General features: G+C 32.2%; 25 protein-coding genes. 22 read left to right on the top strand and 3 right to left on the bottom strand.

Annotated elements, in window-relative coordinates; all coding sequences use genetic code 11:
• The first annotated feature begins 19 nt into the window (after window positions 1–19).
• The 13 genes from msrB to rpmE all read left to right on the top strand — a co-directional run bounded on the left by msrB (window position 20) and on the right by rpmE (window position 12,488).
• Window positions 20–1,132: a peptide-methionine (R)-S-oxide reductase MsrB gene (msrB, locus tag HLB29_RS06520; RefSeq protein ID WP_330604430.1), complete on the top strand. Its 1,113-nt coding sequence runs from the start codon at window positions 20–22 to the stop codon at window positions 1,130–1,132.
• A gap of 312 nt (window positions 1,133–1,444) precedes the next feature.
• Window positions 1,445–2,359 carry an aspartate carbamoyltransferase gene (pyrB, locus tag HLB29_RS06515; protein ID WP_185624364.1) on the top strand — a complete coding sequence of 305 codons (915 nt, stop codon included), beginning with the start codon at window positions 1,445–1,447 and terminating at the stop codon, window positions 2,357–2,359.
• Between the two features lie 26 nt (window positions 2,360–2,385).
• A complete protein-coding gene (locus HLB29_RS06510; RefSeq protein ID WP_185624363.1) occupies window positions 2,386–3,075 on the top strand; it encodes a dihydroorotate dehydrogenase electron transfer subunit in 690 nt (229 codons plus the stop codon).
• On the top strand, window positions 3,075–3,977 hold the full coding sequence (locus HLB29_RS06505) for a dihydroorotate dehydrogenase (protein WP_185624362.1): 903 nt from the start codon (window positions 3,075–3,077) through the stop codon (window positions 3,975–3,977). The genes HLB29_RS06510 and HLB29_RS06505 overlap by 1 nt, the downstream gene beginning before the upstream one ends.
• Before the next feature lie 18 nt (window positions 3,978–3,995).
• The gene (gene pyrE, locus HLB29_RS06500; RefSeq protein ID WP_185624361.1) at window positions 3,996–4,580 is read left to right on the top strand and encodes an orotate phosphoribosyltransferase; all 585 of its coding nucleotides are present in this window, start codon (window positions 3,996–3,998) and stop codon (window positions 4,578–4,580) included.
• 204 nt (window positions 4,581–4,784) lie between these two features.
• Window positions 4,785–6,404 carry a putative polysaccharide biosynthesis protein gene (locus tag HLB29_RS06495; RefSeq protein WP_185624360.1) on the top strand — a complete coding sequence of 540 codons (1,620 nt, stop codon included), beginning with the start codon at window positions 4,785–4,787 and terminating at the stop codon, window positions 6,402–6,404.
• Between the two features lie 3 nt (window positions 6,405–6,407).
• Entirely contained in the window at window positions 6,408–7,862 is a 1,455-nt protein-coding gene (yabN, locus tag HLB29_RS06490) for a bifunctional methyltransferase/pyrophosphohydrolase YabN (RefSeq protein ID WP_185624359.1), read from the top strand.
• A 115-nt stretch (window positions 7,863–7,977) separates the two neighbouring features.
• The gene (locus tag HLB29_RS06485) at window positions 7,978–8,256 is read left to right on the top strand and encodes an HU family DNA-binding protein (RefSeq protein ID WP_185624358.1); all 279 of its coding nucleotides are present in this window, start codon (window positions 7,978–7,980) and stop codon (window positions 8,254–8,256) included.
• A gap of 82 nt (window positions 8,257–8,338) precedes the next feature.
• Window positions 8,339–8,578: an RNA-binding S4 domain-containing protein gene (locus tag HLB29_RS06480; RefSeq protein WP_185624357.1), complete on the top strand. Its 240-nt coding sequence runs from the start codon at window positions 8,339–8,341 to the stop codon at window positions 8,576–8,578.
• A 13-nt stretch (window positions 8,579–8,591) separates the two neighbouring features.
• Window positions 8,592–9,536: a Ppx/GppA phosphatase family protein gene (locus HLB29_RS06475; protein WP_185624356.1), complete on the top strand. Its 945-nt coding sequence runs from the start codon at window positions 8,592–8,594 to the stop codon at window positions 9,534–9,536.
• A 65-nt stretch (window positions 9,537–9,601) separates the two neighbouring features.
• On the top strand, window positions 9,602–10,489 hold the full coding sequence (galU, locus tag HLB29_RS06470) for a UTP--glucose-1-phosphate uridylyltransferase GalU (RefSeq protein ID WP_185624355.1): 888 nt from the start codon (window positions 9,602–9,604) through the stop codon (window positions 10,487–10,489).
• 128 nt (window positions 10,490–10,617) lie between these two features.
• The gene (gene rho, locus HLB29_RS06465; RefSeq protein WP_185624354.1) at window positions 10,618–12,189 is read left to right on the top strand and encodes a transcription termination factor Rho; all 1,572 of its coding nucleotides are present in this window, start codon (window positions 10,618–10,620) and stop codon (window positions 12,187–12,189) included.
• Between the two features lie 98 nt (window positions 12,190–12,287).
• Window positions 12,288–12,488 (top strand): 50S ribosomal protein L31, encoded by a 201-nt coding sequence (gene rpmE, locus HLB29_RS06460; RefSeq protein ID WP_185624353.1) that lies wholly within the window; start codon window positions 12,288–12,290, stop codon window positions 12,486–12,488.
• 73 nt (window positions 12,489–12,561) lie between these two features.
• Here rpmE and thiW read toward each other — a convergent pair whose 3' ends face one another.
• Entirely contained in the window at window positions 12,562–13,068 is a 507-nt protein-coding gene (thiW, locus tag HLB29_RS06455; RefSeq protein WP_207719536.1) for an energy coupling factor transporter S component ThiW, read from the bottom strand.
• 395 nt (window positions 13,069–13,463) lie between these two features.
• Between thiW and HLB29_RS06450 the strand changes: the two genes are divergently transcribed.
• Window positions 13,464–14,174 carry an HAD family hydrolase gene (locus tag HLB29_RS06450; protein ID WP_185624352.1) on the top strand — a complete coding sequence of 237 codons (711 nt, stop codon included), beginning with the start codon at window positions 13,464–13,466 and terminating at the stop codon, window positions 14,172–14,174.
• Between the two features lie 90 nt (window positions 14,175–14,264).
• Here HLB29_RS06450 and HLB29_RS06445 read toward each other — a convergent pair whose 3' ends face one another.
• Together HLB29_RS06445 and prmC are read right to left on the bottom strand one after the other, a co-directional pair.
• Window positions 14,265–15,164 carry an alpha/beta fold hydrolase gene (locus HLB29_RS06445; protein WP_185624351.1) on the bottom strand — a complete coding sequence of 300 codons (900 nt, stop codon included), beginning with the start codon at window positions 15,162–15,164 and terminating at the stop codon, window positions 14,265–14,267.
• Between the two features lie 17 nt (window positions 15,165–15,181).
• Entirely contained in the window at window positions 15,182–16,081 is a 900-nt protein-coding gene (prmC, locus tag HLB29_RS06440) for a peptide chain release factor N(5)-glutamine methyltransferase (RefSeq protein ID WP_185624350.1), read from the bottom strand.
• A gap of 231 nt (window positions 16,082–16,312) precedes the next feature.
• Here prmC and HLB29_RS06435 point away from each other — a divergent pair, with 231 nt between their 5' ends.
• From HLB29_RS06435 to HLB29_RS06400, 8 genes are all read left to right on the top strand, one after another.
• Window positions 16,313–17,020, top strand: coding sequence for an AzlC family ABC transporter permease (locus HLB29_RS06435; protein WP_185624349.1), 708 nt, complete (start codon window positions 16,313–16,315; stop codon window positions 17,018–17,020).
• On the top strand, window positions 17,013–17,342 hold the full coding sequence (locus HLB29_RS06430) for an AzlD domain-containing protein (RefSeq protein ID WP_185624348.1): 330 nt from the start codon (window positions 17,013–17,015) through the stop codon (window positions 17,340–17,342). Before HLB29_RS06435 ends, HLB29_RS06430 begins: the two co-directional genes overlap by 8 nt.
• Window positions 17,343–17,570: 228 nt before the next feature.
• Complete coding sequence (prfA, locus tag HLB29_RS06425) at window positions 17,571–18,641, top strand: peptide chain release factor 1 (RefSeq protein ID WP_185624347.1); 1,071 nt, start codon at window positions 17,571–17,573, stop codon at window positions 18,639–18,641.
• A 13-nt stretch (window positions 18,642–18,654) separates the two neighbouring features.
• On the top strand, window positions 18,655–19,716 hold the full coding sequence (locus tag HLB29_RS06420; RefSeq protein ID WP_185624346.1) for an L-threonylcarbamoyladenylate synthase: 1,062 nt from the start codon (window positions 18,655–18,657) through the stop codon (window positions 19,714–19,716).
• Between the two features lie 51 nt (window positions 19,717–19,767).
• Entirely contained in the window at window positions 19,768–20,220 is a 453-nt protein-coding gene (gene rpiB, locus HLB29_RS06415) for a ribose 5-phosphate isomerase B (RefSeq protein WP_185624345.1), read from the top strand.
• A 61-nt stretch (window positions 20,221–20,281) separates the two neighbouring features.
• On the top strand, window positions 20,282–20,911 hold the full coding sequence (gene upp, locus HLB29_RS06410) for a uracil phosphoribosyltransferase (RefSeq protein ID WP_185624344.1): 630 nt from the start codon (window positions 20,282–20,284) through the stop codon (window positions 20,909–20,911).
• Window positions 20,912–21,117: 206 nt separating this feature from the next.
• On the top strand, window positions 21,118–21,348 hold the full coding sequence (locus tag HLB29_RS06405) for an AtpZ/AtpI family protein (protein ID WP_185624343.1): 231 nt from the start codon (window positions 21,118–21,120) through the stop codon (window positions 21,346–21,348).
• Between the two features lie 4 nt (window positions 21,349–21,352).
• The gene (locus tag HLB29_RS06400; protein WP_185624342.1) at window positions 21,353–21,742 is read left to right on the top strand and encodes an MG406 family protein; all 390 of its coding nucleotides are present in this window, start codon (window positions 21,353–21,355) and stop codon (window positions 21,740–21,742) included.
• Window position 21,743: the final 1 nt, after the last annotated feature.

Here is a 21,743-nt window from a genome sequence, read left to right as displayed (position 1 = left end):
TAAAAGAGGGTTGATTAATGTGGAAAAGAAGAATATTTATATATTAATTTTTCTTATAATAATATTAGTAGCCATAATCGGATTTTCAAAACAAAATATAGTCAAATCCGATATAACTGCTTATAAGGAAAGAGTAGCAAAATTGGTAGGGGAGTCAAAGAAAAAGGAGGTTTCAAAAATAAATAAAAACAAAAATATAAAAGAAATTTATTTGGCAGGAGGGTGTTTCTGGGGATTGGAAGAATATTTTTCCAGAATTGAAGGTATAGAAGATGCAACTGTCGGGTATGCAAATGGCAATACTGAAAACACAAGTTACAGATTACTAAAAAATACCATGCATGCTGAAACTGTTCACTTAAAATATGATGCAAATATTATTTCTCTAAGAGAAGTTCTTCTACGATATTTTAGGGTTATAGACCCGACGAGCGTAAACAAGCAGGGAAATGATGTGGGTGCCCAGTATAGAACGGGAATATACTATTCAAATGATAAAGATAAAAATGTAATAAAGGAAGTGATTGAGCAAAAAGAAAAGGAACTAAATCAAAAAGTGGTCGTTGAAGTTGAGCCGTTAAGACAGTACGTTCTTGCAGAGGAATACCATCAAGACTATTTAAAGAAAAATCCGGGTGGATATTGCCATATAGATGTTGAAGAAGCCGATGTTCCGCTTATAGATCCGGGTAAATATAAAAAGCCCGCAGATAAAGAATTGAGAATCAAATTGACACCGGAAGAGTATTCCGTAACTCAAGAAAATAAAACTGAAAGTGCTTTTTCAAACAGATATTGGGATAAATTTGATTCGGGCATATATGTTGATATCGTTACAGGTGAACCCCTATTTTCATCCAGAGATAAGTATGAATCGGGATGTGGATGGCCAAGTTTTTCAAAACCTATATCTAATGATGTATTGACATATCATGATGACAATAGTTTCAATATGAAAAGGATTGAAGTAAGAAGTAGAGTAGGCGACTCACATCTGGGGCATGTATTTGATGACGGTCCAAAAGAAAAAGGAGGCCTTAGATTTTGTATAAACAGTCTTTCTATAAAGTTTATTCCCAAATCACAAATGGATGAGAAAGGATATGGCTACCTGTTGGGATATATAGAATAGGAAGGATGTATAAAACAGACAAAAAATATGTTAGCGAGTAGCCACAAAATATTATAATCTTATAGGGCGTAGAGAACATCACATTTAGTGATTGACTCTACGTTTTATATTGCAATAATCCATATATAAAACCACGTGTTATTTTAGGATATAAAATATCTTAATATATAAAAAATGTATTTAAAAGAATAAAAATATATATTAATGTGTTCTAATAAATTGACAAATTGGCTCGAAGGTGATAATCTGTTTAGAAAAGAGATTAATTTCAATACTTTAATTGGGTCCTGTGAGGCCGAAAAGGAGGAAAATATGTTAATGAACAGACATTTAGTAAAGCCGGATGATTTTTCTGTTGAAGAGATCAATTCCGTGCTTGAATTAGGGATGGATATAAAGAAAAATCCACAAAATTATTTCAATAAATGTGAGGGCAAATTAATGGCCACACTTTTCTATGAACCATCTACTCGTACCAGATTGAGTTTTGAGGCAGCTATGAACAGGCTGGGAGGAAGAATCATCGGATTTTCAGATCCAAATGCATCTTCTGTTTCAAAGGGAGAAACTCTTGAGGATACGATTACGATAGTTTCTAAATATGTCGATATTATAACCATGAGACACCCTGTCTCAGGTGCCGCAAATCAGGCGTCAGCGGTTTGCCCACTGCCTTTTATCAATGCCGGTGATGGTGGCAATCAACATCCAACTCAAACTCTTACAGATTTACTTACAATCAAATCATTAAAAGGTGATTTAAATAATTTAACTATAGGCATGTGTGGAGATTTAAAATACGGAAGAACCGTTCATTCTCTTGCGAAGGCAATGTCAAGGTATTCAGGTATAAAATTCGTATTTATATCTCCGGATGAACTTAGTATGCCCAAATCCGTGAAAGAAGATATAGACGGAGTTGAATTTATAGAAACTTCCAGTTTAGAAGATTCTATAGGAAATTTAGATATATTATATATGACGAGAATTCAGAGGGAAAGATTTGAAGACAAGAATGAATATGAAAGATTAAAAGACAGTTATGTTTTGGATATGGAAAAAATGGATAAAGCAAATAAAGATATGCTTGTTCTTCATCCGCTTCCAAGAGTAAATGAAATATCCGTAGAAGTAGATTCGGATCCAAGGGCTGTTTATTTTGAACAGGCCCAGTATGGGATGTATGTCAGAATGGCTTTAATTATGAAGCTTTTAGGAATAGATTAAAAAAATAGATAAAGTTAGGTGGAAAAATGGAATATAAAGTAATAGAAAATACATATGTAGGAGAGGGAATGTATTATATAAAAGTAGCCGGGAATTTTTCGGCAAAGATGGGGCAGTTTTACATGCTTAGAGCATGGGATAAATACCCGCTGCTTTCCAGACCTATAAGCATATACGATATAGATGATGAAGGAATAAGTTTTTTATACAAAGTAGTAGGTGAGGGAACTACTATTATTTCTAAACTGAAAAGTGGAGATAATATAAAGCTAGAGGGTCCATATGGAAATGGATATCAAAAAGTAGACGGAAAGATTGCTTTAGTTGGCGGTGGAATTGGAATTGCTCCATTATATATGGTGGCTAAAGAACTGGATGATTGTGATATTTATCTTGGATTTAGGGAAGAACCCATAATGCTTAAAGATTATGAAAAAGTATGTAGCAATTTATATACAACTACCGGAAATACTTTTATTACTGATATAATAGATGTCGATAAGTACGATTATATATTGACATGCGGACCAACTCCAATGATGAAAAAATTAATGAAAATGGTAGAGGGAAAGAAAACCAGAATCCAGGTTTCTTTGGAAAATCATATGGCATGTGGAGTAGGAGCATGTTTGGTTTGTACCTGTAAGACACATTCCGGAAATAAGAAGACCTGTAAAGATGGTCCTGTATTCTGGGGAGAGGATGTGATTTTATAATGGCAGATTTGAGAGTAAAGTTATGTGGAATAGAATTGAAAAATCCTATTATAATGGCATCGGGTACATTTGGATTTGGCAAGGAATATGGTGAGATATATAATATAAATAAGTTAGGTGGAATAAGTTCCAAGGGACTTACATTCGAAAAAAGAAATGGTAATGATGGAATGAGAGTATATGAAACTCCATCCGGAATGATGAACAGTGTAGGCCTTGAAAATCCCGGAGTAAAAGGCTTTATAGAAAATGAGCTGCCGGACTATTCCAAATTAAATACCTGTAGGATCGTCAATTTAGGCGGGGGTTGTGAAGAGGATTATGTAGAAGGTGCCAAATTATTGGATGACAAAGATTTTGATATTTTGGAGTTAAATATATCCTGTCCAAATGTAAAACATGGTGGAATGGCATTTGGTATAAAATCCGAAGTTGCAAGAGAAGTAGTGAAGGCTGTTAGAAAAGCTACTACAAAACCATTAGTTGTGAAACTTTCACCCAATGCCGAAGATATTGTGGAAATGGCAAAGGTATGTGAAGAAGAGGGAGCAGATGGAATTTCCCTGGTTAATACTTTTAAGGCTATGGCAATAGATATTGAAAATAGAAGACCTGTTTTTAATAATATTACAGCAGGATTATCAGGTCCGGCAATAAAGCCAATTGCCCTTAGAATGGTATATGAAGTATCAAAAGCAGTTAAAATTCCGGTGATTGGAATGGGTGGAATTATGAATGCAAAAGATGTGGTAGAGTTTATAATGGCTGGAGCATCATGTATTCAGATTGGAACTGCGAATTTTGTGAATCCAAGAATAGGTGAAGAAATAATAGAAGAACTTGAGAAATTTATGGATGATAGAAATATAAAATCCCTTGATGAAATCAGAGGAATAATATAATTTATAGGAGAAATAAAAATGTCAAATATAGATGTAATAGAAATATTAAAAGAATGTGATGCTTTATTAGAAGGTCATTTTTTACTATCTTCGGGTAAGCACTCAAATAGATATGTACAATGTGCAAAAGTATTAAGATTTCCAAAACAGGCAGCAAAGGTTCTTAGTATAGTAGTTGATAAAGTTAAAGATTTAGATATTGACCTAGTCGTTGGTCCGGCCATGGGAGGAGTTGTAGTTTCTTACGAGTTGGGAAGACAACTGGGAAAAGAAGCGATATTTACAGAGAGAAAAGACAATGTAATGGAATTGAGAAGAGGTTTTGAAGTAAAGCCGGGAGATAAAATAATAATAGCCGAAGATGTAGTAACTACAGGTAAATCTACTATGGAGACCAAAAAAGTCCTGGAAGCTTTGGGCGGAGAAGTAATTGGAGTTGCATGTATAGCAAACAGAACTAAAGAAGATATAGGTATTCCTATTTACAGTGCTATTGATTTGGATATTCAAGTATATGATGCTGATGAGTGTGTTTTATGTAAAGAAGGTAAAATTGATTTAGTAAAGCCGGGCAGCAGAGAATTTAAAGATATTAAAAAGTAGACGTTGGAATTCAGTATTTATAATATGTAAATTTCAATAAAAAGTATAGCCTAGATATATTGATTATCTAGGCTATTTTGACGTTCTATATGGAAAATATTTTTGTGTTTTTAATGCTATTTATTTGAAAAATAATAAAAAAAGTCTATTCTATGATATAATGAATTTTAGATTAACTTTAAGTTTTGTAAATTGGAGGAAAAAATGAAAGTTAGTAATAAGAAAAACTCATTTTTGATGGGCACTCTGATATTAGGTGCCGCAGGAGTTATAATAAAAATATTAGGAGCCATATTTAGAATTCCACTTGCCAATTTTATAGGTGCTGAAGGAATGGGATATTATCAGACTGCATATCCGGTATATGCACTATTTTTAACATTGGCAACTGCAGGATTTCCAACTGCAATAGCAAAATTGGTATCAGAGCAGGTCGCATTGGGGAATCATAAAGGAGCAAATGAAATTTTTAAAATAACACATTTAATGCTATTTGTGACAGGTCTTGTGACATTTTTAATCCTTTTTATAGGTGCAGATAATATTGTTACAAATGTTCAGCATAATCCAAATGCATTAACTGCAATGAAAGCAATTGCTCCAGCATTATTAATAGTGCCATCTATGTCGGCATATAGAGGCTATTATCAAGGATACCAGCAGATGTCAAGAATAGCTATTTCTCAGATTATTGAACAGATATTTAGAGTATTTTTAGGATTGGCACTTGCTTTTATATTAATGAAACAATTTGGTCCTAAAATTGGTGCTGCAGGTGGTATATCCGGTGCTACTATAGGTGCATTTGCATCTTTTATATTTTTGATGTTAGTATATTTTAAAGACTCAAAACAAAGAAAATATCTTATAGAAAATAGTACAGGATATGTAAAACAAGATACATCTACAATTATCCTCAATATAGTGAGGGTGGTAATACCTATAAGTATAGGGGCCTGTGTAATGCCACTTGTAAATGTGGTTGATTCAGTAATAGTTATCGCCAGATTAAAAGCGGCAGGCTTTACAACATTGGCTGCAAATTCTTTATTAGGACAGTTAACAGGGATGGCAATGCCTATAATAGTTATGCCTATGATATTTACCACTGCAATAGGTATGAGTCTGGTTCCGGCTATTTCAGAATCATATACTTTAAAGAAATTTAATGAAGCAAGACATAATGCAAAAATGGCATTTAAAATAACTTTGCTTTTAGTCTTACCTTGTGCATTCGGACTTGCATCCCTTGCACAACCTATAATGGGATTACTTTTTCCTAAACAATCGGCCGAAGTAGTGGGATTGATACTATTTACTCTTTCTCCGGCATGTATATTTTTAGGTCTACTATATACGTTCAACGGAATACTTCAGGGAATGGGTAAACCGATGATACCTGTATATGCTCTTCTTTGTGGTATTGCAGGAAAAATAGTAATTAGTTACACATTGACTGCGATTCCAAGTATAAATATTCTTGGCTCGGCTTTTGGTACAGTAGCATCTTACCTAATAGCAGCCATTTTTGAATATATATATATCAAAAGAGCTTTATCCATTCAGTTTAATTTGATGGATTACTTTATAAAACCTCTTATTACTGTCATGCTTATGTTTTTAGGGGCCAGGTATACATATATTGGTCTAAGTATGTTTTTAGGAAATAAGATTTCTACATTGTTTGCCATAATAGTGGGGGGAATTATATATGTAGTGGTCATAATAGGTATCGGAGGAATAACTCAAGAGGAAATTCTAGCTATGCCTAAGGGAAGAAGCATACTCGCTAAATTGAAGAAATTAAAATTGGTAAGAGGGTAAAATATGAGTATTACTATATTAGGACTTGGAGCCGGTGATATATCACAAATTAGTTTTGGTGCAGTCAAAGAGCTTGAATCCGGAAAAAAAATATATCTGAGAACTGAAAATCATCCGATTATAAGTCAGCTAAATATAGAGTATGAGAGCTTTGATTCATACTATAACAATGGCGAAAATTTTGAAGATGTATATAAATCAATAGCAGAAAAAATAATACAATTCGGCAGTGAAGGTGATATCATATACGCCGTTCCCGGGCATCCCAGGGTTGCAGAAAGTACAGTTACACTTATTGAAAAATACGCATATGAAAAAAATATAAAGATTAATATGATAGCCTCTATGAGTTTTGTGGATGCTATATATAATTATCTTGGATTTGATCCTTCTGAAGGTTTCAGGTTATTGGATGCCTTTTCAATAAGTAAAAAGGATATGGATTTTAACTCAAATATAATTATTACGCAAGTATATGATAGGTATATAGCTTCAAATATCAAAATAAAACTGATGGATTACTATAATGACGAGCAAAAGATATGGTTGGTACGTTCGGCAGGTATAAAAAATCAGGAATATAAGAAAAAAGTAAAGTTGTGTGAGTTGGACAGGATTGAAAATGAATTTGATCATTTGACCAGTTTATATATTCCAAAGACATCCGAAAAAAGGTTTCAGGATATATTCGATTTAATAGAAGTAACGAAAACTTTGAGAGGGAAAAATGGATGTCCCTGGGATAAAAAACAAACACATCAAAGTTTGACGAAATATCTAATAGAGGAAAGCTATGAATTAATTGATAGTATTGAAAAAGACGATATAGAGGGAATGATAGAGGAATTAGGAGATTTGTTATATCACATAGTTCTACATTCCCAGATAGGCATAGAAGAGGGCTTTTTTGACTTTGATGAAGTATGTGATAATATTACAAAAAAAATGATAAGCCGTCATCCACATGTTTTTGACATAAAATGGTCTGTAAATTATGAGAGAGATTTTAGTTGGGAAAAAAATAAGATGGAGGAAAAAGGTGAAAAAAAAGTATCCGAGGGAATAAGAAGGATACCAAAATCACTTCCAGCTCTTATTAAAGCAGAAAAAATACAATCAAAAGCTGCCAAAGTAGGATTCGATTGGAGTGATATTGAAGACGTATTTTCTAAGGTAAAAGAAGAATATGATGAGTTTTATAAAGAATATTTAGAAAAAAATCATAAAAAAACCCAAGAGGAATTTGGAGATTTGATTTTTGCTTTAGTCAATCTAGCAAGGTTTTTAAAGATTGATCCAGAATATGCTCTAAACCTTACAAATACTAAATTTGTGGATAGATTTGAATATGTTGAAGACAAGATAATTGCATCAAAAAAGTCTTTTGACGAGGTTGATTTGGAAATAATGGATAGCTATTGGAATGAATCCAAAAATAAAATTAATAAAAATCATTGAAAAATAGCCAAAACTTATGTATAATAGTGTTGTCAACTAGAAAGAAGTTTCGTAAAAGAAAAAATTTCGAGTTTTAAGATTAAAAAGATAATTGTTAATACAGGAGGTAATGATTGTGAACAAGGCAGAATTAGTTGCGAAAATAGCAGAAAAGAGTAATTTAACTAAGAAGGAAAGTGAATTGGCATTAAATGCATTCATGAAAGTTGTTGAAGAAACTTTAGTAGCTGGAGAAAAAGTTCAGTTAGTAGGTTTCGGGACTTTTGAAACTAGAGAGAGAGCTGCTAGATCTGGTAGAAATCCAAGAAAGCCAGAAGAAGTAATTGAAATACCAGCTTCTAAGGCACCAGTTTTCAAGGCAGGAAAAGGTCTTAAAGAATTAGTAAACAAATAAGAATTATACTAAACAGACTATAATGGTATTGACTAGTGCTTTAACTCGTCAATACCATTTTTTTATTAAAAAGAGGTGAATTATGCGATTAGATAAATATTTGAAGGTATCGAGAATTATAAAAAGAAGAACCGTTGCAAAAGAAGCATGTGAAAAAGGTATGGTAGAAGTAAACAATAAGGTAGCAAAATCTTCTACAGAAGTAAAAGCAGGAGATATACTGAAACTTACATTTGGAGAAAAGGTAGTTCAGTATAGGATAACGAATATTAAAGAGCATGTTCTTAAAGATGAAGCAAAAGAACTTTATGAAATAATATAATATGGTGTATCGAATGAAGTATGGTATAATTGATATAGGAACCAACTCAATGAGATTATTGTTGGCAGATTTTGATGGAAAAAATTTCAATGACAGAACAAAGATGATAGAAACTACAAGACTAGGCAGAGGTATAGATGAAACAGGAAAAATTAGTGTAGAATCTATTAAAAAAAGTGTAGAAACTTTAGCTAAATTTAAGAAAATTACAATAGAATACTGTTGTGATAAAATAGTTTGCATAGGAACTGCGGCACTAAGATGTTCAGCCAATAAAGAGGAATTTATCAAGATAGCAAAAGAAAAAACCGGAATAGATGTAGAGATAATTTCCGGCGATACAGAAGCTTTATTGGGCTATAAAGGTGTTACAGGTGGTATTGAATTATTTGATCAACATGCCTTGATAATCGATATTGGAGGTGGGTCTACTGAATTCATAGTAGGTAATGCTAAAAATATACTATTTAGAGAAAGCATAGATATTGGAGCACTTAGATTAACTGATACGTTTGTAAACTCATTTCCGGAAAATGAAATGGAAATTAAAAATATCGTCGATTATATTCAAGACAGAATTAAATCTGTCATTATAAAAATTAAATCATTAAAAATTCCACTTATACTAATAGGAATAGGTGGAACCATCACATCGGTTTCTGCTATAAATCAAAAGCTGGAAACATACTCTATGGAAAAAATTCACTCAAGTAAGGTTAGTTATGAAGAATTGGAAAATCAAATAAATTTTATAAAATCAATGAATATCGGGCAGAGAAGAAAAATAGTAGGACTTCAGCCAAAAAGAGCGGAGATTATACTTTCTGGAGAGTTGATTTTGAAAGAAATTATGAAAAATATTGAGATAAATGAAATAGTAATAAGTGAGTATGATAACCTGGAGGGATGTGTATTTGATAAGACGATAAATAAATCGTTAAAGTTATACAATATCTAAAGACTACAAAATCTATGGTATTTTTTAATTCTGAGTTTAAATATCATAGAAAAGAGGAGGAAACTATGAAGAAAGAAGTAAAAAAAGCTGTGATACCGGCAGCTGGATTAGGCACAAGATTTTTGCCGGCTACAAAGGCGCAACCCAAGGAAATGTTGCCAATAGTAGATAAACCTACTTTACAGTATATTATTGAAGAAGCGGTGGCATCAGGTGTTGAAGAAATTCTCATTATTACCGGCAGGAATAAAAAATCAATAGAAGATCATTTTGATAAGTCAGTTGAATTGGAATTGGAGCTTGAAAATAAAGGTAAAGATAAACTTTTGGAAGTAGTGAGAAATATTTCCAATATGGTGAATATCCACTATATCAGGCAAAAAGAACCAAAAGGATTAGGTGATGCCATATACTGTGCAAGATACTTTATAGGTGACGAACCCTTTGCAGTAATGCTTGGAGATGATATAGTAGACAACAGAGATGGAAAACCGTGTTTAAAGCAGTTGATAGATGCCTATGATAAGTATAATACTACAATTCTGGGTGTTCAAAAAGTAAAAAATGAGGATACTGATAAATACGGAATAGTAGATGGGATAAAAGTATCTGATGACACATACAAGGTCAATACTTTGGTTGAAAAACCGAATCCGGACGAAGCTCCTTCTAATATGGCCATTTTAGGTAGATATATTATTAATCCTGAGATATTTGATATTTTAGGGGATTTGCCACCCGGAAAAAATGGAGAAATACAACTTACAGATGCTTTGGAAAAATTAAATGAAAAAAGTAGTATGTACGCATATATATTTGAAGGAAAAAGATATGATTTAGGAGATAAACTTGGATTTTTACAAGCAACAGTAGATTTTGCACTAAAAAGACCTGAACTTAGAGATAATTTCCTAAGTTATATAAAAGAAATATGTAAAGATAATAGAGAGTAGGAATAATATGTCGAAAAAAAGCAGTAACTTATATAAATTTGTATCTGTATTAATAGCGGTAATGTTTATATTGTCTAGTGTGGCTTTTACTATCAATATATTATTAGGTCAGTAAGGCTGGAGGGAATATGATAAATTATAATAAGTTAGAAGATATTTTAAAAAAAGCAAGTTTGGTCGAATTAAGAGTAGGATCGAAAAATATAGGCATGAAGTCTGTTACAACATACAAAAAAGGACCTCTTGTTGAAAAAATAATAACAGCAATAAAAGAAATTGAAAATAATGATGAAAGATTAAAGGCGATTGATTTTCTTGAAGAAGCTATTAGCTTTGATAAATCCATTATTTTTAAAGATGAAGAATATTCCAGAGAAAATTTAAACCGCAATAAACAAAGTGATGGAAAGGTTTTTAAAGAATCAGAAGAACCAAATGACTCAAATAATCCTGATTCAGAAAAACAAACCAAAAATTTTGAACAAAAAAAAGATAGAAATGACTATTACAAATATGACGGTCAATTGCCTTTGGATAGAAATCTTGATGGAACTCCGAGAGTCATACCTGAAATTACCGAAGAAAACAAAGCTGAAGGCGTATTGGAAATATTGCCGGAAGGATTCGGATTTCTTAGAGGTAGCAATTATCTTTCCACTGAAAATGATATATATGTATCACCGACTCAAATTAGAAGGTTTGGACTAAAAACCGGAGATTATGTGTTTGGTATCACAAAACCTGAGAATCCCACAGAAAAATTCAAGGGTTTGATGTATGTATATAGCATAAATGGCGAAAATCCGCTTACAAGTAAAAGAAGAATCTCATTTGAACAGTTAATACCTGTATATCCTGATGAGAAGTTAAGACTTGAAACAAATGGTGAAATTCTTTCAACGAGAATAATCGATTTATTTTCGCCTATTGGAAAGGGTCAAAGGGGACTGATAGTTGCACCGCCTAAAGTCGGGAAAACAGTGTTATTGAAAAAAGTTGCAAACAGTATTACGGAAAATTTTCCGGAAATTACACTTATAGTATTATTGATAGATGAAAGACCTGAGGAAGTTACAGATATGAAAGAGTCGATAGATGGAGAAGTAATTTATTCTACATTTGATCAGGTTGCCTCTCATCATGTAAAAGTTGCAGAAATGGTTTTAAATAGAGCTCAAAGATTGGTAGAACATGGTAAAGATGTGGTAATTTTACTAGATAGTATCACGAGGCTTGCGAGGGCATATAACTTAACAATTTCTCCTACCGGAAGAACCTTATCTGGAGGGATAGATCCCGGAGCATTGCATGGACCTAAAAAATTCTTTGGAGCAGCCAGAAATATAAGAAATGGCGGTTCACTTACCATACTAGGAACGGCACTTATTGATACGGGATCCAGAATGGATGATGTAATATTTGAAGAATTCAAAGGTACGGGAAATATGGAGCTGCATCTTGACAGAGCACTTGCTGAGAAAAGAATTTATCCGGCGATTGATGTATATAAATCCGGAACCAGAAGAGAAGATCTGTTACTTTCATCAGAGGAAATGGAAGTATTATACAAGTTAAGAAGAATGTTTAGCAACGAGGGTACTCAGATAGTATCTGATAAAATTATTGAGGAAATGAAGAAAACTAATAGTAATAAAGCCTTTTTAGAAATGATAAAAAAAATAACTTTTAGTGACTTATAAACTCTTGAACTACTTAAATTATTATGTTATAATGATTAAGTTGAATTCAAAGGGATCGGGACGGATTCCATATTTTTTTAGAGAAAGAGGTGAAAATAATGAAAAAAGATATACAGCCAAATTACAATGAAGTTGAAGTACGTTGTGCATGTGGAAACACTTTCAAAGCAGGTTCAACTCAGGATGAAATCAGAGTGGAAATATGTTCGGAATGCCATCCGTTCTATACTGGCAAGCAGAAGAATATAGAAAAAGGTGGAAGAATCGATAAGTTTAAAAAGAGATTCAATATGGAATAATATTTCTTGTAAATTAATATTTAAATTCGAATTTACATATTATAAAAGCAACCAAATTGGTTGCTTTTTTTACTTAAAACTTGTCTTTTAAATTATCGATTTTTATGGTTTTATCCATAGTTTTTAGTATTATTCCAGCCAAAATTGACCCGCCTAATGTGCTGATAAGAAAAGGTATTAGAAATGCAAATATAGCCACTTCTTTTCCAAGTAATATAACGGCGACCGGATATGCCAATAAAGAGCCTAATAATCCGGTTCCCAATATTTCTCCAATCATAGCCGAAAAAATATTTTTCATATATTTATATGCCAATCCGGCTAAAAGTGCTCCACACATACTTCCTGGAAATGCCAGAAGAGTTCCGGTTCCGGTTGAAACTCTAATCACCGAAGTTACAAAAGCACAACCAACACTCCATGCGGGACCCAACATTACTGCTGCTATAACATTTATCATATGTTGTATTGGGAAACATTTTGCCACACCTACCGGAATGTAGAAAAATGAAAAGATTACGCTTATTGCTATCAGGATGCCACTGAAAACGACCTTTTTTACTGATATTGTTTCCTTCATAATTTTTCTCCTTTTAAGATATTGAGCTATTTATCAAGCTCCTACGAAATAATTGTAACATATTTTTATTGGATTTCAATATATATCCCCTACTTTATTTCCACTTTATCTTCCATTTATGATTCAATAAGAAAGTATATTTAATAATTTGTGTTTGAGTATGTATAGTATTTTTTCCGAAAAAATATGAGTGTTCAAAAAAAATTATATCTGTGTTAAAATTAAGCTAATTCATTATGTTTTTTCTTTAGTTTTATTTCTATGTATTTTATATTCTAAACCCGGAACTGATAATGAATTTTTGATTTTATAGTTAAATTTGGTACTATAATTATTAAAATAGATATATAAGATTTAAAAGTAAGTCTAAAAAATTTGATTTTGAGGTGAAAAGTATGAAAAAGGGGATTTTATTTGATAAGGATGGAACTATAATGGACGTGGCAAGTTACTGGGTAAGTTTATCATCTCAAGTAGCAGAGTATGTATTAAAGGAATTAATAGGAATTACCGATGAAAACATTCACAGGGAAATGATGAAGGAAATAGGAGTGGATGATAAAGGGGAAATAATAGACGAGGGGCTTATAATTGCCGGAACGAATTATGAAATTTCTGTAGTATGGCATAATGTAATGAAGAAAAACGGATACAATTTAGATAAAGAAGTAATCGACTTTATGGAAAAAAGCTTCATAAAATTTTGCGGGTGTGGTGAAGTTGTTCCCACCACAGACAAATTGATTGAAATATTTAAAAAACTCAAAGAAATCGGATATAATATAGGAATAGCAACTTCAGATGAATACGATTCTGCGGTTTTTTGTATAGATAAGTTAGGAATAAGTCATTTAGTGGACGATATTTTTTCTGCGGATTTAGTTGAAAATCCAAAACCATCATCAGATACAATGAACTTGGTATATAAAAGATGGAAAATTCCGGCTAAAGATATAATAATGATTGGAGATTCGGTTGGCGATATGATGTTTGCCAAAAACTCCGGATGCAAAGGCGTATTTATAAGTAAAAATGATTTTTTGCCGGATGGTGCCCAAACTGTAGTCGATAATATTGAAAATTTGGATTTAGACTTCTTACTTTAAAAGTCTGCGAAGAACTGTTATATAAAAATAAGGAAGATTAGTTCGATTTACGTTTCAACTAATCTTCCTTTTTAAAATAGATTTAAGTGCCTATATGTTTTTGTTTATAAACTTTAAAATATCATTATATACCTGTTCTTTATTTATTTCATTCAATATTTCATGCCTCATATTTTCATAAAGAATAATATCAATTTCTGACATTCCTTGTTTCCTATATTTTTCATACACATTTTTTACATACTTTCCAAGTTTTCCAACGGGATCATCTTTTCCAGCCAATAATATAATAGGCAGTTTTTTATCCAATTTTATATTTCTTTCATACTTTGACAATTGTAAAAAACCACTCATAATTTCAGAGTAAAATCCATTTGTAACCCAAAATCCACATAAAGGATCCTCAATGTAGTTTTTTACAACGTTATTATCCGAGCATAACCAGTCATAAGTTGTTTTTGGATTTTCAATATGATTGTTATAGTTTTTAAATGCTGTTTTATGAATAAAGTATGCTAAATCTTCCTGTTTTTTCATATTGGCAACTTTTCTGGTAAAATTATAAACTATATGTTCATCGGCAGAACCTGTACCTATTAAAATTACACCCGACAGTTTGGGATGGAATTTATGCACAAAATTTCTTGTCAAAAACGAACCCATACTATGGCCCAGTATGAATAATGGAATATTGGGATATTTTTCCGTTTGCATTTTCATAAGATTATAAATATCTACCATAATCTTGTTCCAACCGTCTTTTTCGAAGTGACCTAATTTTCCGTCATTCTGACCCGTTTTGCCATGACCTCTGGTATTAAAACCATATACCAGGATATCGTTAGAATTTAAAAAATTTGCAAAATGATCATACCTTTCTATATGTTCAGCCATTCCATGAACTATATGAACAATTGCCTTGGGATTTTTCACCTGGTTCCATTCTTTATAAAATATTTTTTTTCCATCTGAACTAATAAAACTACTCATATAACTCCCTTCTTTACTTAAACTTTAAATTTACCACATACAAGTCTGTCAAAGTTTTGTATGTCTTTTTTTGTATAAATATCATGAAAATTACAAGATTTCATTTTTGACTCTATTTTTTCCGCTTGATTATGTCCGGCTTCGAATATTAAAAGACCCCCATTTTTTAAATAATTAACGGAACTTTCTATTATTGAATTATAAAAATCCATCCCGGAATCCCCTCCGGACAATGCTATAATTGGTTCATAGTCACGTACATCCGGTTCGAGTGTTTTTATAACACTATTTTCAATATACGGAGGATTAGAAACTATTATATCTATATTTGATTTAAAACAATCTAAAACATTGGAGCCAAATAAATTAGACTCAACCAACATAATATTATCCAGTTGAAAGTTTTGCATATTCATTTTAGTTATATTAAGTGCTTTTGGCGATATATCAACACCTATAAATTTTATCCGTTCGAATGTATTTTTATCCAGTTCATCCTTCAGTATACGTGCACAACTAAGCAAAATCGCTCCCGAACCTACACACATATCTAAAGCTATAATTTCACAATCCCTATTTAAGAGAAGTTTTTTAATTTTACTTATAAATTCTTCTGCAATAACCTCCGTATCCGGTCTTGGAATAAGAACATTTTCATCAACATAGAAAGTAAGCCCCATAAATTCTTTTTTATTTGTAATATATGCGATTGGCATATTATTTAGCCTTTTCTCAAAAAGAGCTTCAAAGGATTCTATTTCACTTTTTTTAATCTCCCTATTATAATCCATAATAAGTTGTACTTTATCATCATATTTTAATACCTCTGAAATCATTATTTCTACATCAAGCCTTGCCGTAGAGCTGATATATTTCAGTCTATCAGTATATTCTATTATTAAATTTCGCAATAACATTTGATTTACCTTTCTACCCTATGTTCGAACTTGCTTAAAATTTGATATTGGAAAAACAAAACATAAGTAGTTCTAATATCTAACTATAATATATATTTTAACATATAAAAATGAAAAATTTAATATATAAATATATTTAGTTATATTTAAATAAATAATTTTATATGTTAAAATTATAGTATCTTTAGATTAAATAAAAGTAAATATTGATATGGTTTTTGCGAGGTAAAAATGAATAAAATTAAGAAGGCTTTTTTTGTGTCTCTTCCAATAGCTTTTGGGTATATTTCGCTGGGATTTATGGGAGGGGCAATAATACAAAAGAGTGGATTCAATCTGGTTGAAATATTGTTGATGTCAACTCTGGTTTTTTCCGGAAGTGCTGTATTTATATCTGCAAATATGCTATCTGCGGGGATATACCCTCAAATTTCACTCTATTTGACTGCAACAATTATAATTACAAATTTGAGAAACATTATGTATAGTTCATCCTTAGTAAATGACACCAGGGATATAAAGGGATGGAAAAAAGTTTTATTTGCCCAGTATGTGACAGATGAGACATTTGCTATAAATAAAATCATGTATGAAAAAGATAAAGATTGGGATGGAGAACTGGCTTTATATGTGAACATTTTTGGATGTATTTATGGATTGATAGGAAACGGATTGGGGGGATTTTTTGGACAAGTAGTAGATATACCACTTGATTTAGGTTTTTTTATGATGTCCAGTATGTTTGTTGTACTAATAACACTACAAATGAGAAATAAACTGGATTTTATAATGTTATTAGTATCGATAATTGTATCTTTCCTACTGCTTAGTGTATACCAGGGAGGATTGGATTTGATAGTGATAGCTATGACTGTCACTACAATAGGCTATTTTTTGGACAAAAAAATGAATAAAGACGAGGTTATTGAAGATGAGTAGTACAGTATTGAAATTAGGAATAATATTTGTATCTTTTATAGCTATGTTTGCAATGAGGTATACACCATTCGCACTACTAGGTGAAAAAGGAACATCAAAAGAATTTGAAAGATTCATAAAATACATACCGCTTGGAGTATTTACCGCTTTGGTAATAAAAGATGTATTTTTTAAAGAGGGGAATATATTTTTATCACCGGATAATATAAAATTAATTCCACTTTTATTGGTTATAATAATTTCTGTTAAGTTTAAAAATATCGGTCTTTCAGTCATTTCCGGTGGGGTTATAATTTATATTGTATTACACTTTTTTTCTTAAAAAATAAACTATCTAAATACTCTTCAAATATATCGCTTTTCCATATAAAATCTTTTAAAGGTGTTTTTTTTGTGATATAATACGATATTGGGTGAATACATATAAAGAGTCATACTACTGATAAAAAATTGATATTTATTTACAATAAAAAAATTGATTTTTTAATAATGTTTTATATATATTTAATAATTTATGTAATATGTAATAATTTAGAAAGGAAAGTTTGAAATGCTAAATAAACTAAAAGTTTTGGAAGATAAATATACAGAACTTAGCGAAAAGGTGGCAGATCCCGAAATAATAAATGATCAACCTACTTGGCAAAAGCTAATGAAGGAAACTTCGGAATTGGAACCAATCGTTATGAAATACAGGGAGTATAGAGCTGTAAGTGAAACTATATCGGAGTCTAAACAGATTCTTGAAGAGGAAAGTGATGAAGAGTTAAGAGAGCTTGCGAAGATGGAACTATCGGAGGCTGAAGGTAATCTTGAGGCGATAGAAAATGAATTAAAGATCCTTCTTGTGCCAAAAGATCCTAATGATGAAAAAAATGTAATAGTTGAAATAAGAGGAGGAGCAGGTGGAGATGAAGCTGCTCTATTTGCAGGCGATTTATTTAGAATGTATAGTAGATATGCCGAAAGAAGAGGGTGGAAAACATCCTTATTGACTTCAAATGAAACGGGTGTAGGTGGATTTAAGGAAGTTTCTTTTATGATAAAGGGAAAAGGAGCCTATTCAAGACTTAAGTATGAATCAGGTGTTCATAGAGTTCAGAGAATACCTACTACAGAATCGGGAGGTAGAATTCATACTTCCACTTCGACAGTCGCAGTGCTTCCGGAAGTAGAAGATGTGGAAATAGATATTAATCCCGAAGATATTAGGGTGGATGTGTTCAGGGCTTCCGGGAATGGCGGACAGTGTGTAAATACAACGGATTCGGCCGTGAGACTTACTCATATACCTACGGGAGAGGTCGTTTCATGTCAGGATGAAAAATCCCAGTTAAAGAATAAAGAAAAGGCTATGAAGGTATTGAAAGCGAGACTTTATGACAAGGCATTGGCGGAACAGCAAAAAGATATTGCCGCTGAAAGAAAGAGTCAGGTAGGTACCGGAGATAGATCCGAGAGAATCAGAACTTATAATTTTCCTCAAGGTAGGGTAAGTGATCATAGAATAAACCTGACACTATATAAGCTGGATTCTTTTATAGATGGTGATTTGGATGAGATGATAGATTCGTTAATCACTGTTGATCAGACAGAGAAAATGTCTGCAATTAATGAGTAAAGAGTTGATGAGTATGAAAACTATAGTAAAGACTATAGATCCGGATAATATTGATTATAAAATAATAGATGAATTTGGAAAAATGCTTTCTGATGGCAAGACGGTTATTTTTCCGACGGAAACCGTATATGGTTTGGGAGCGAATGCACTCAATGAAGATGCGGCATCAAAAATATATACTGCGAAGGGAAGACCGAGTGATAATCCCCTTTTAGTTCATGTGTCGGAGATATCGCAAGTGTATGATATAGTGGAGTTTGTAGAAGATAGGGCAAAACTTCTTATGGAAAAATTTTGGCCCGGACCGCTTACTATCATATTTAAGAAGAAGCCTATAATTCCGGACAGAACGAGTGGAGGTCTGGATACCGTGGCAATTAGAATGCCGTCGGATAAAGTGGCAAGAAAGCTTATAAGTTCTGCAGGGGTTCCTATAGCGGCTCCTTCTGCAAATATATCGGGAAGGCCCTCTCCGACAAAGGCGGAACATATTATATCTGATATGGATGGAAGAGTGGATGGTATATTAATAGGTGGTGCATGCAATTTTGGGGTTGAGTCTACAATTATAGATTTGTCGGGGGATACTCCCCTTGTATTGAGACCGGGTTCAATAACATTGGAAATGTTGAGGGATGTTTTGGGCAATGTGGAAATTGATCCTTCCATATTGAATAAAGATGATAATATAAATGCCAAAGCACCTGGTATGAAATATAAACACTATTCTCCAAATGCGGATATATTTATAGTAAATTCCGATGATAAAACAGGTGCAGGAACTAAAAAAGTGGCTGATAAGATAAATAGTCTTGTAAACGATAATTCCAAGAAAGGATTAAAGTCTGCCGTACTATGCTTAAATAAAAACAAGCCTCTTTATAATGCAATTGTTTATGGGTTGGGAGAAACCTATGAGGATGTGGCAAGAAACTTATTTGATGTTTTGATAGAGCTTGATAAAGATAATATAGATATTGCCTATTCTGAAAGTTTTGAAGAAGTAGGAGTAGGAGTAGCCATAATGAACAGATTAAAAAAGTCTGCGGGATATAAAATTATCTTGGCGGATTAGTGAATACTTTATTGATTAAGATGAAAATATTAATATATTTGGAGGATGATTATGAAAATAGCATTGGCTTGTGATCATGGTGGTATTAATTTGAAAGAAGCTATAAAAAAACACCTTGAAAAAAATAATTATGAAGTTGTTGATTTTGGAACTGACACAACGGATTCTGTGGACTATCCTGATTATGCGTTTAAGGCTGCAACGGCGGTTGCACAAAAAGATGCAGATTGTGGAATTTTAGTGTGTGGCACAGGAATAGGAATAGGAATAGCCGCTAATAAGGTAAAAGGGATTCGATGCGCAACAGTAGGTGATACTTTTTCAGCCAGAATGACAAAAGCACATAATGATGCGAATATGATAGCACTCGGTGAAAGGGTTACCGGTATCGGTCTTGGGCTGGATATAGTAGATGCTTATTTAAATTCTTCTTTTGAAGGTGGTAGACATCAGAAGAGAGTCGATAAAATAATGGAAATAGAAAAGCTATTGAATAATAGATAAAAAAGTTTTATAATACTAAAGATGATAATTTTATAAAAAGATAAGAATACAGGAGGACAAAATGAAGAAAGTAATAATTACAGATCATCCTTTAATTCAACATAAGTTGACATTAATGAGAAAAAAGGAGACAGGATCAAAAGACTTTAGAGAGTTGTTGACTGAAATAACTATGTTAATGGGTTATGAAGTAACAAAAGATTTGCCTCTAACAGACATAGAAATAGAAACACCGGTTGAAAAAACTGTTGCAAAAGTTCTTACCGGAAAGAAATTGGCAATAGTGCCTATTTTAAGAGCAGGTATAGGTATGGTCGATGGATTTATAAGTTTAATTCCGGCTGCAAAGGTTGGTCATATAGGTTTATATAGAGATCCGGAAACATGTTTACCGGTTGAGTATTATTGCAAGCTGCCTCAGGATATAGGTGAGAGAGAAGTATTTATAGTAGATCCTATGTTGGCTACTGGTGGTTCAGCGACTGCAGCAATAGAATTATTGAAAGAAAAAGGAGCAAAAAATATAAGGATGATAAATCTTGTAGCTGCTCCTGAAGGAATTGAAGAAGTACACAGTAAGTATCCGGAAGTAGATATTTATGTTGCTGCTGTAGATGAAAAATTAAATGAACATAAGTATATTGTACCAGGCTTAGGAGATGCTGGAGATAGACTTTTTGGCACTAAATAATATTGATGAGGTTGCGTGTTTGAATTTTTGAACACTCAGCCTCTAAATTGTTTTATAAAAATAATTTGAAATATTTTAAAACATATTATGAATTTTGTTTGATATTATGAATTTAGTTCAATTTACTATATATTTTTGAATAATATGATAAAAAATGTGGTATTATATATTAATATCGATGTATAATTTGACAAGGAAGGTAGTTTATGTCGAAGAAAACAAAATGGATGGAAATAATGAAGTCATTTTCTTTGATTACGCAACTAGGATTGATAGTGGTAATATGTATATTTGGATGTGGATTTTTAGGTATATTTATAGACAAAAAAATCGGAACGACTCCATTATTTTCTATTATTTTTATAATAATAGGTATAGGAAGTGCATTTTCAAGTTTATATAGAATTCTTCGATCCTTCATTCAGAAAAGGAAGTGAAAAATTGGATAGGCAATTATTAGAAAATATAAAAAAGATATATTCCGGGATATTTATATATAATATAGTGGGGATATTGATACTATTTGTAATTAAGAAAGCTTCCGTAAATACTGTTGGTGGTCTTATTGCAGGAAGTGTAGTGTCGATGATTGCACTTTTTTTGCTGGCCAGAAACATAGAGGCTTTAGTAGAGAAAGAAAAAAGAAAAGCTGGTTTTGTAGCTGCTTTTGGATACATAATTAGATTAACCATGTATGCCGCAGTGCTAATATACGCTGCGTTAAGTAAAAATATTAATATATATACAGTAGCTATTGGATTGATTAGCACAAATATAGTAATAAAGACTCAACAGCTAGTGTTTAAGAAAAAACACAGAAAGGAGGACTAGT

Origin of the sequence: Peptostreptococcus canis (assembly GCF_014229965.1) — a bacterium.
GTDB classification, from domain to species: Bacteria; Bacillota; Clostridia; order Peptostreptococcales; family Peptostreptococcaceae; genus Peptostreptococcus; species Peptostreptococcus canis.
Note: the sequence above shows the minus strand (reverse complement) of the source record. Positions and strands in the feature narration are given on the sequence as shown.

What these genes read in the sequence shown, in the direction of transcription:
- upp (WP_185624344.1), top strand. Translation starts at nt 20,282, where the DNA reads ATGAAGAAAGTAATAATTACAGATCATCCTTTAATTCAACATAAGTTG.
- HLB29_RS06450 (WP_185624352.1), top strand. Translation starts at nt 13,464, where the DNA reads ATGAAAAAGGGGATTTTATTTGATAAGGATGGAACTATAATGGACGTG.
- prfA (WP_185624347.1), top strand. Translation starts at nt 17,571, where the DNA reads ATGCTAAATAAACTAAAAGTTTTGGAAGATAAATATACAGAACTTAGC.
- HLB29_RS06405 (WP_185624343.1), top strand. Translation starts at nt 21,118, where the DNA reads ATGTCGAAGAAAACAAAATGGATGGAAATAATGAAGTCATTTTCTTTG.
- yabN (WP_185624359.1), top strand. Translation starts at nt 6,408, where the DNA reads ATGAGTATTACTATATTAGGACTTGGAGCCGGTGATATATCACAAATT.
- HLB29_RS06505 (WP_185624362.1), top strand. Translation starts at nt 3,075, where the DNA reads ATGGCAGATTTGAGAGTAAAGTTATGTGGAATAGAATTGAAAAATCCT.
- HLB29_RS06420 (WP_185624346.1), top strand. Translation starts at nt 18,655, where the DNA reads ATGAAAACTATAGTAAAGACTATAGATCCGGATAATATTGATTATAAA.
- HLB29_RS06480 (WP_185624357.1), top strand. Translation starts at nt 8,339, where the DNA reads ATGCGATTAGATAAATATTTGAAGGTATCGAGAATTATAAAAAGAAGA.
- pyrB (WP_185624364.1), top strand. Translation starts at nt 1,445, where the DNA reads ATGTTAATGAACAGACATTTAGTAAAGCCGGATGATTTTTCTGTTGAA.
- thiW (WP_207719536.1), bottom strand. Translation starts at nt 13,068, where the DNA reads ATGAAGGAAACAATATCAGTAAAAAAGGTCGTTTTCAGTGGCATCCTG.
- HLB29_RS06475 (WP_185624356.1), top strand. Translation starts at nt 8,592, where the DNA reads ATGAAGTATGGTATAATTGATATAGGAACCAACTCAATGAGATTATTG.
- pyrE (WP_185624361.1), top strand. Translation starts at nt 3,996, where the DNA reads ATGTCAAATATAGATGTAATAGAAATATTAAAAGAATGTGATGCTTTA.
- HLB29_RS06510 (WP_185624363.1), top strand. Translation starts at nt 2,386, where the DNA reads ATGGAATATAAAGTAATAGAAAATACATATGTAGGAGAGGGAATGTAT.
- rpmE (WP_185624353.1), top strand. Translation starts at nt 12,288, where the DNA reads ATGAAAAAAGATATACAGCCAAATTACAATGAAGTTGAAGTACGTTGT.
- rho (WP_185624354.1), top strand. Translation starts at nt 10,618, where the DNA reads ATGATAAATTATAATAAGTTAGAAGATATTTTAAAAAAAGCAAGTTTG.
- rpiB (WP_185624345.1), top strand. Translation starts at nt 19,768, where the DNA reads ATGAAAATAGCATTGGCTTGTGATCATGGTGGTATTAATTTGAAAGAA.
- galU (WP_185624355.1), top strand. Translation starts at nt 9,602, where the DNA reads ATGAAGAAAGAAGTAAAAAAAGCTGTGATACCGGCAGCTGGATTAGGC.
- HLB29_RS06495 (WP_185624360.1), top strand. Translation starts at nt 4,785, where the DNA reads ATGAAAGTTAGTAATAAGAAAAACTCATTTTTGATGGGCACTCTGATA.
- HLB29_RS06445 (WP_185624351.1), bottom strand. Translation starts at nt 15,164, where the DNA reads ATGAGTAGTTTTATTAGTTCAGATGGAAAAAAAATATTTTATAAAGAA.
- prmC (WP_185624350.1), bottom strand. Translation starts at nt 16,081, where the DNA reads ATGTTATTGCGAAATTTAATAATAGAATATACTGATAGACTGAAATAT.
- HLB29_RS06430 (WP_185624348.1), top strand. Translation starts at nt 17,013, where the DNA reads ATGAGTAGTACAGTATTGAAATTAGGAATAATATTTGTATCTTTTATA.
- HLB29_RS06435 (WP_185624349.1), top strand. Translation starts at nt 16,313, where the DNA reads ATGAATAAAATTAAGAAGGCTTTTTTTGTGTCTCTTCCAATAGCTTTT.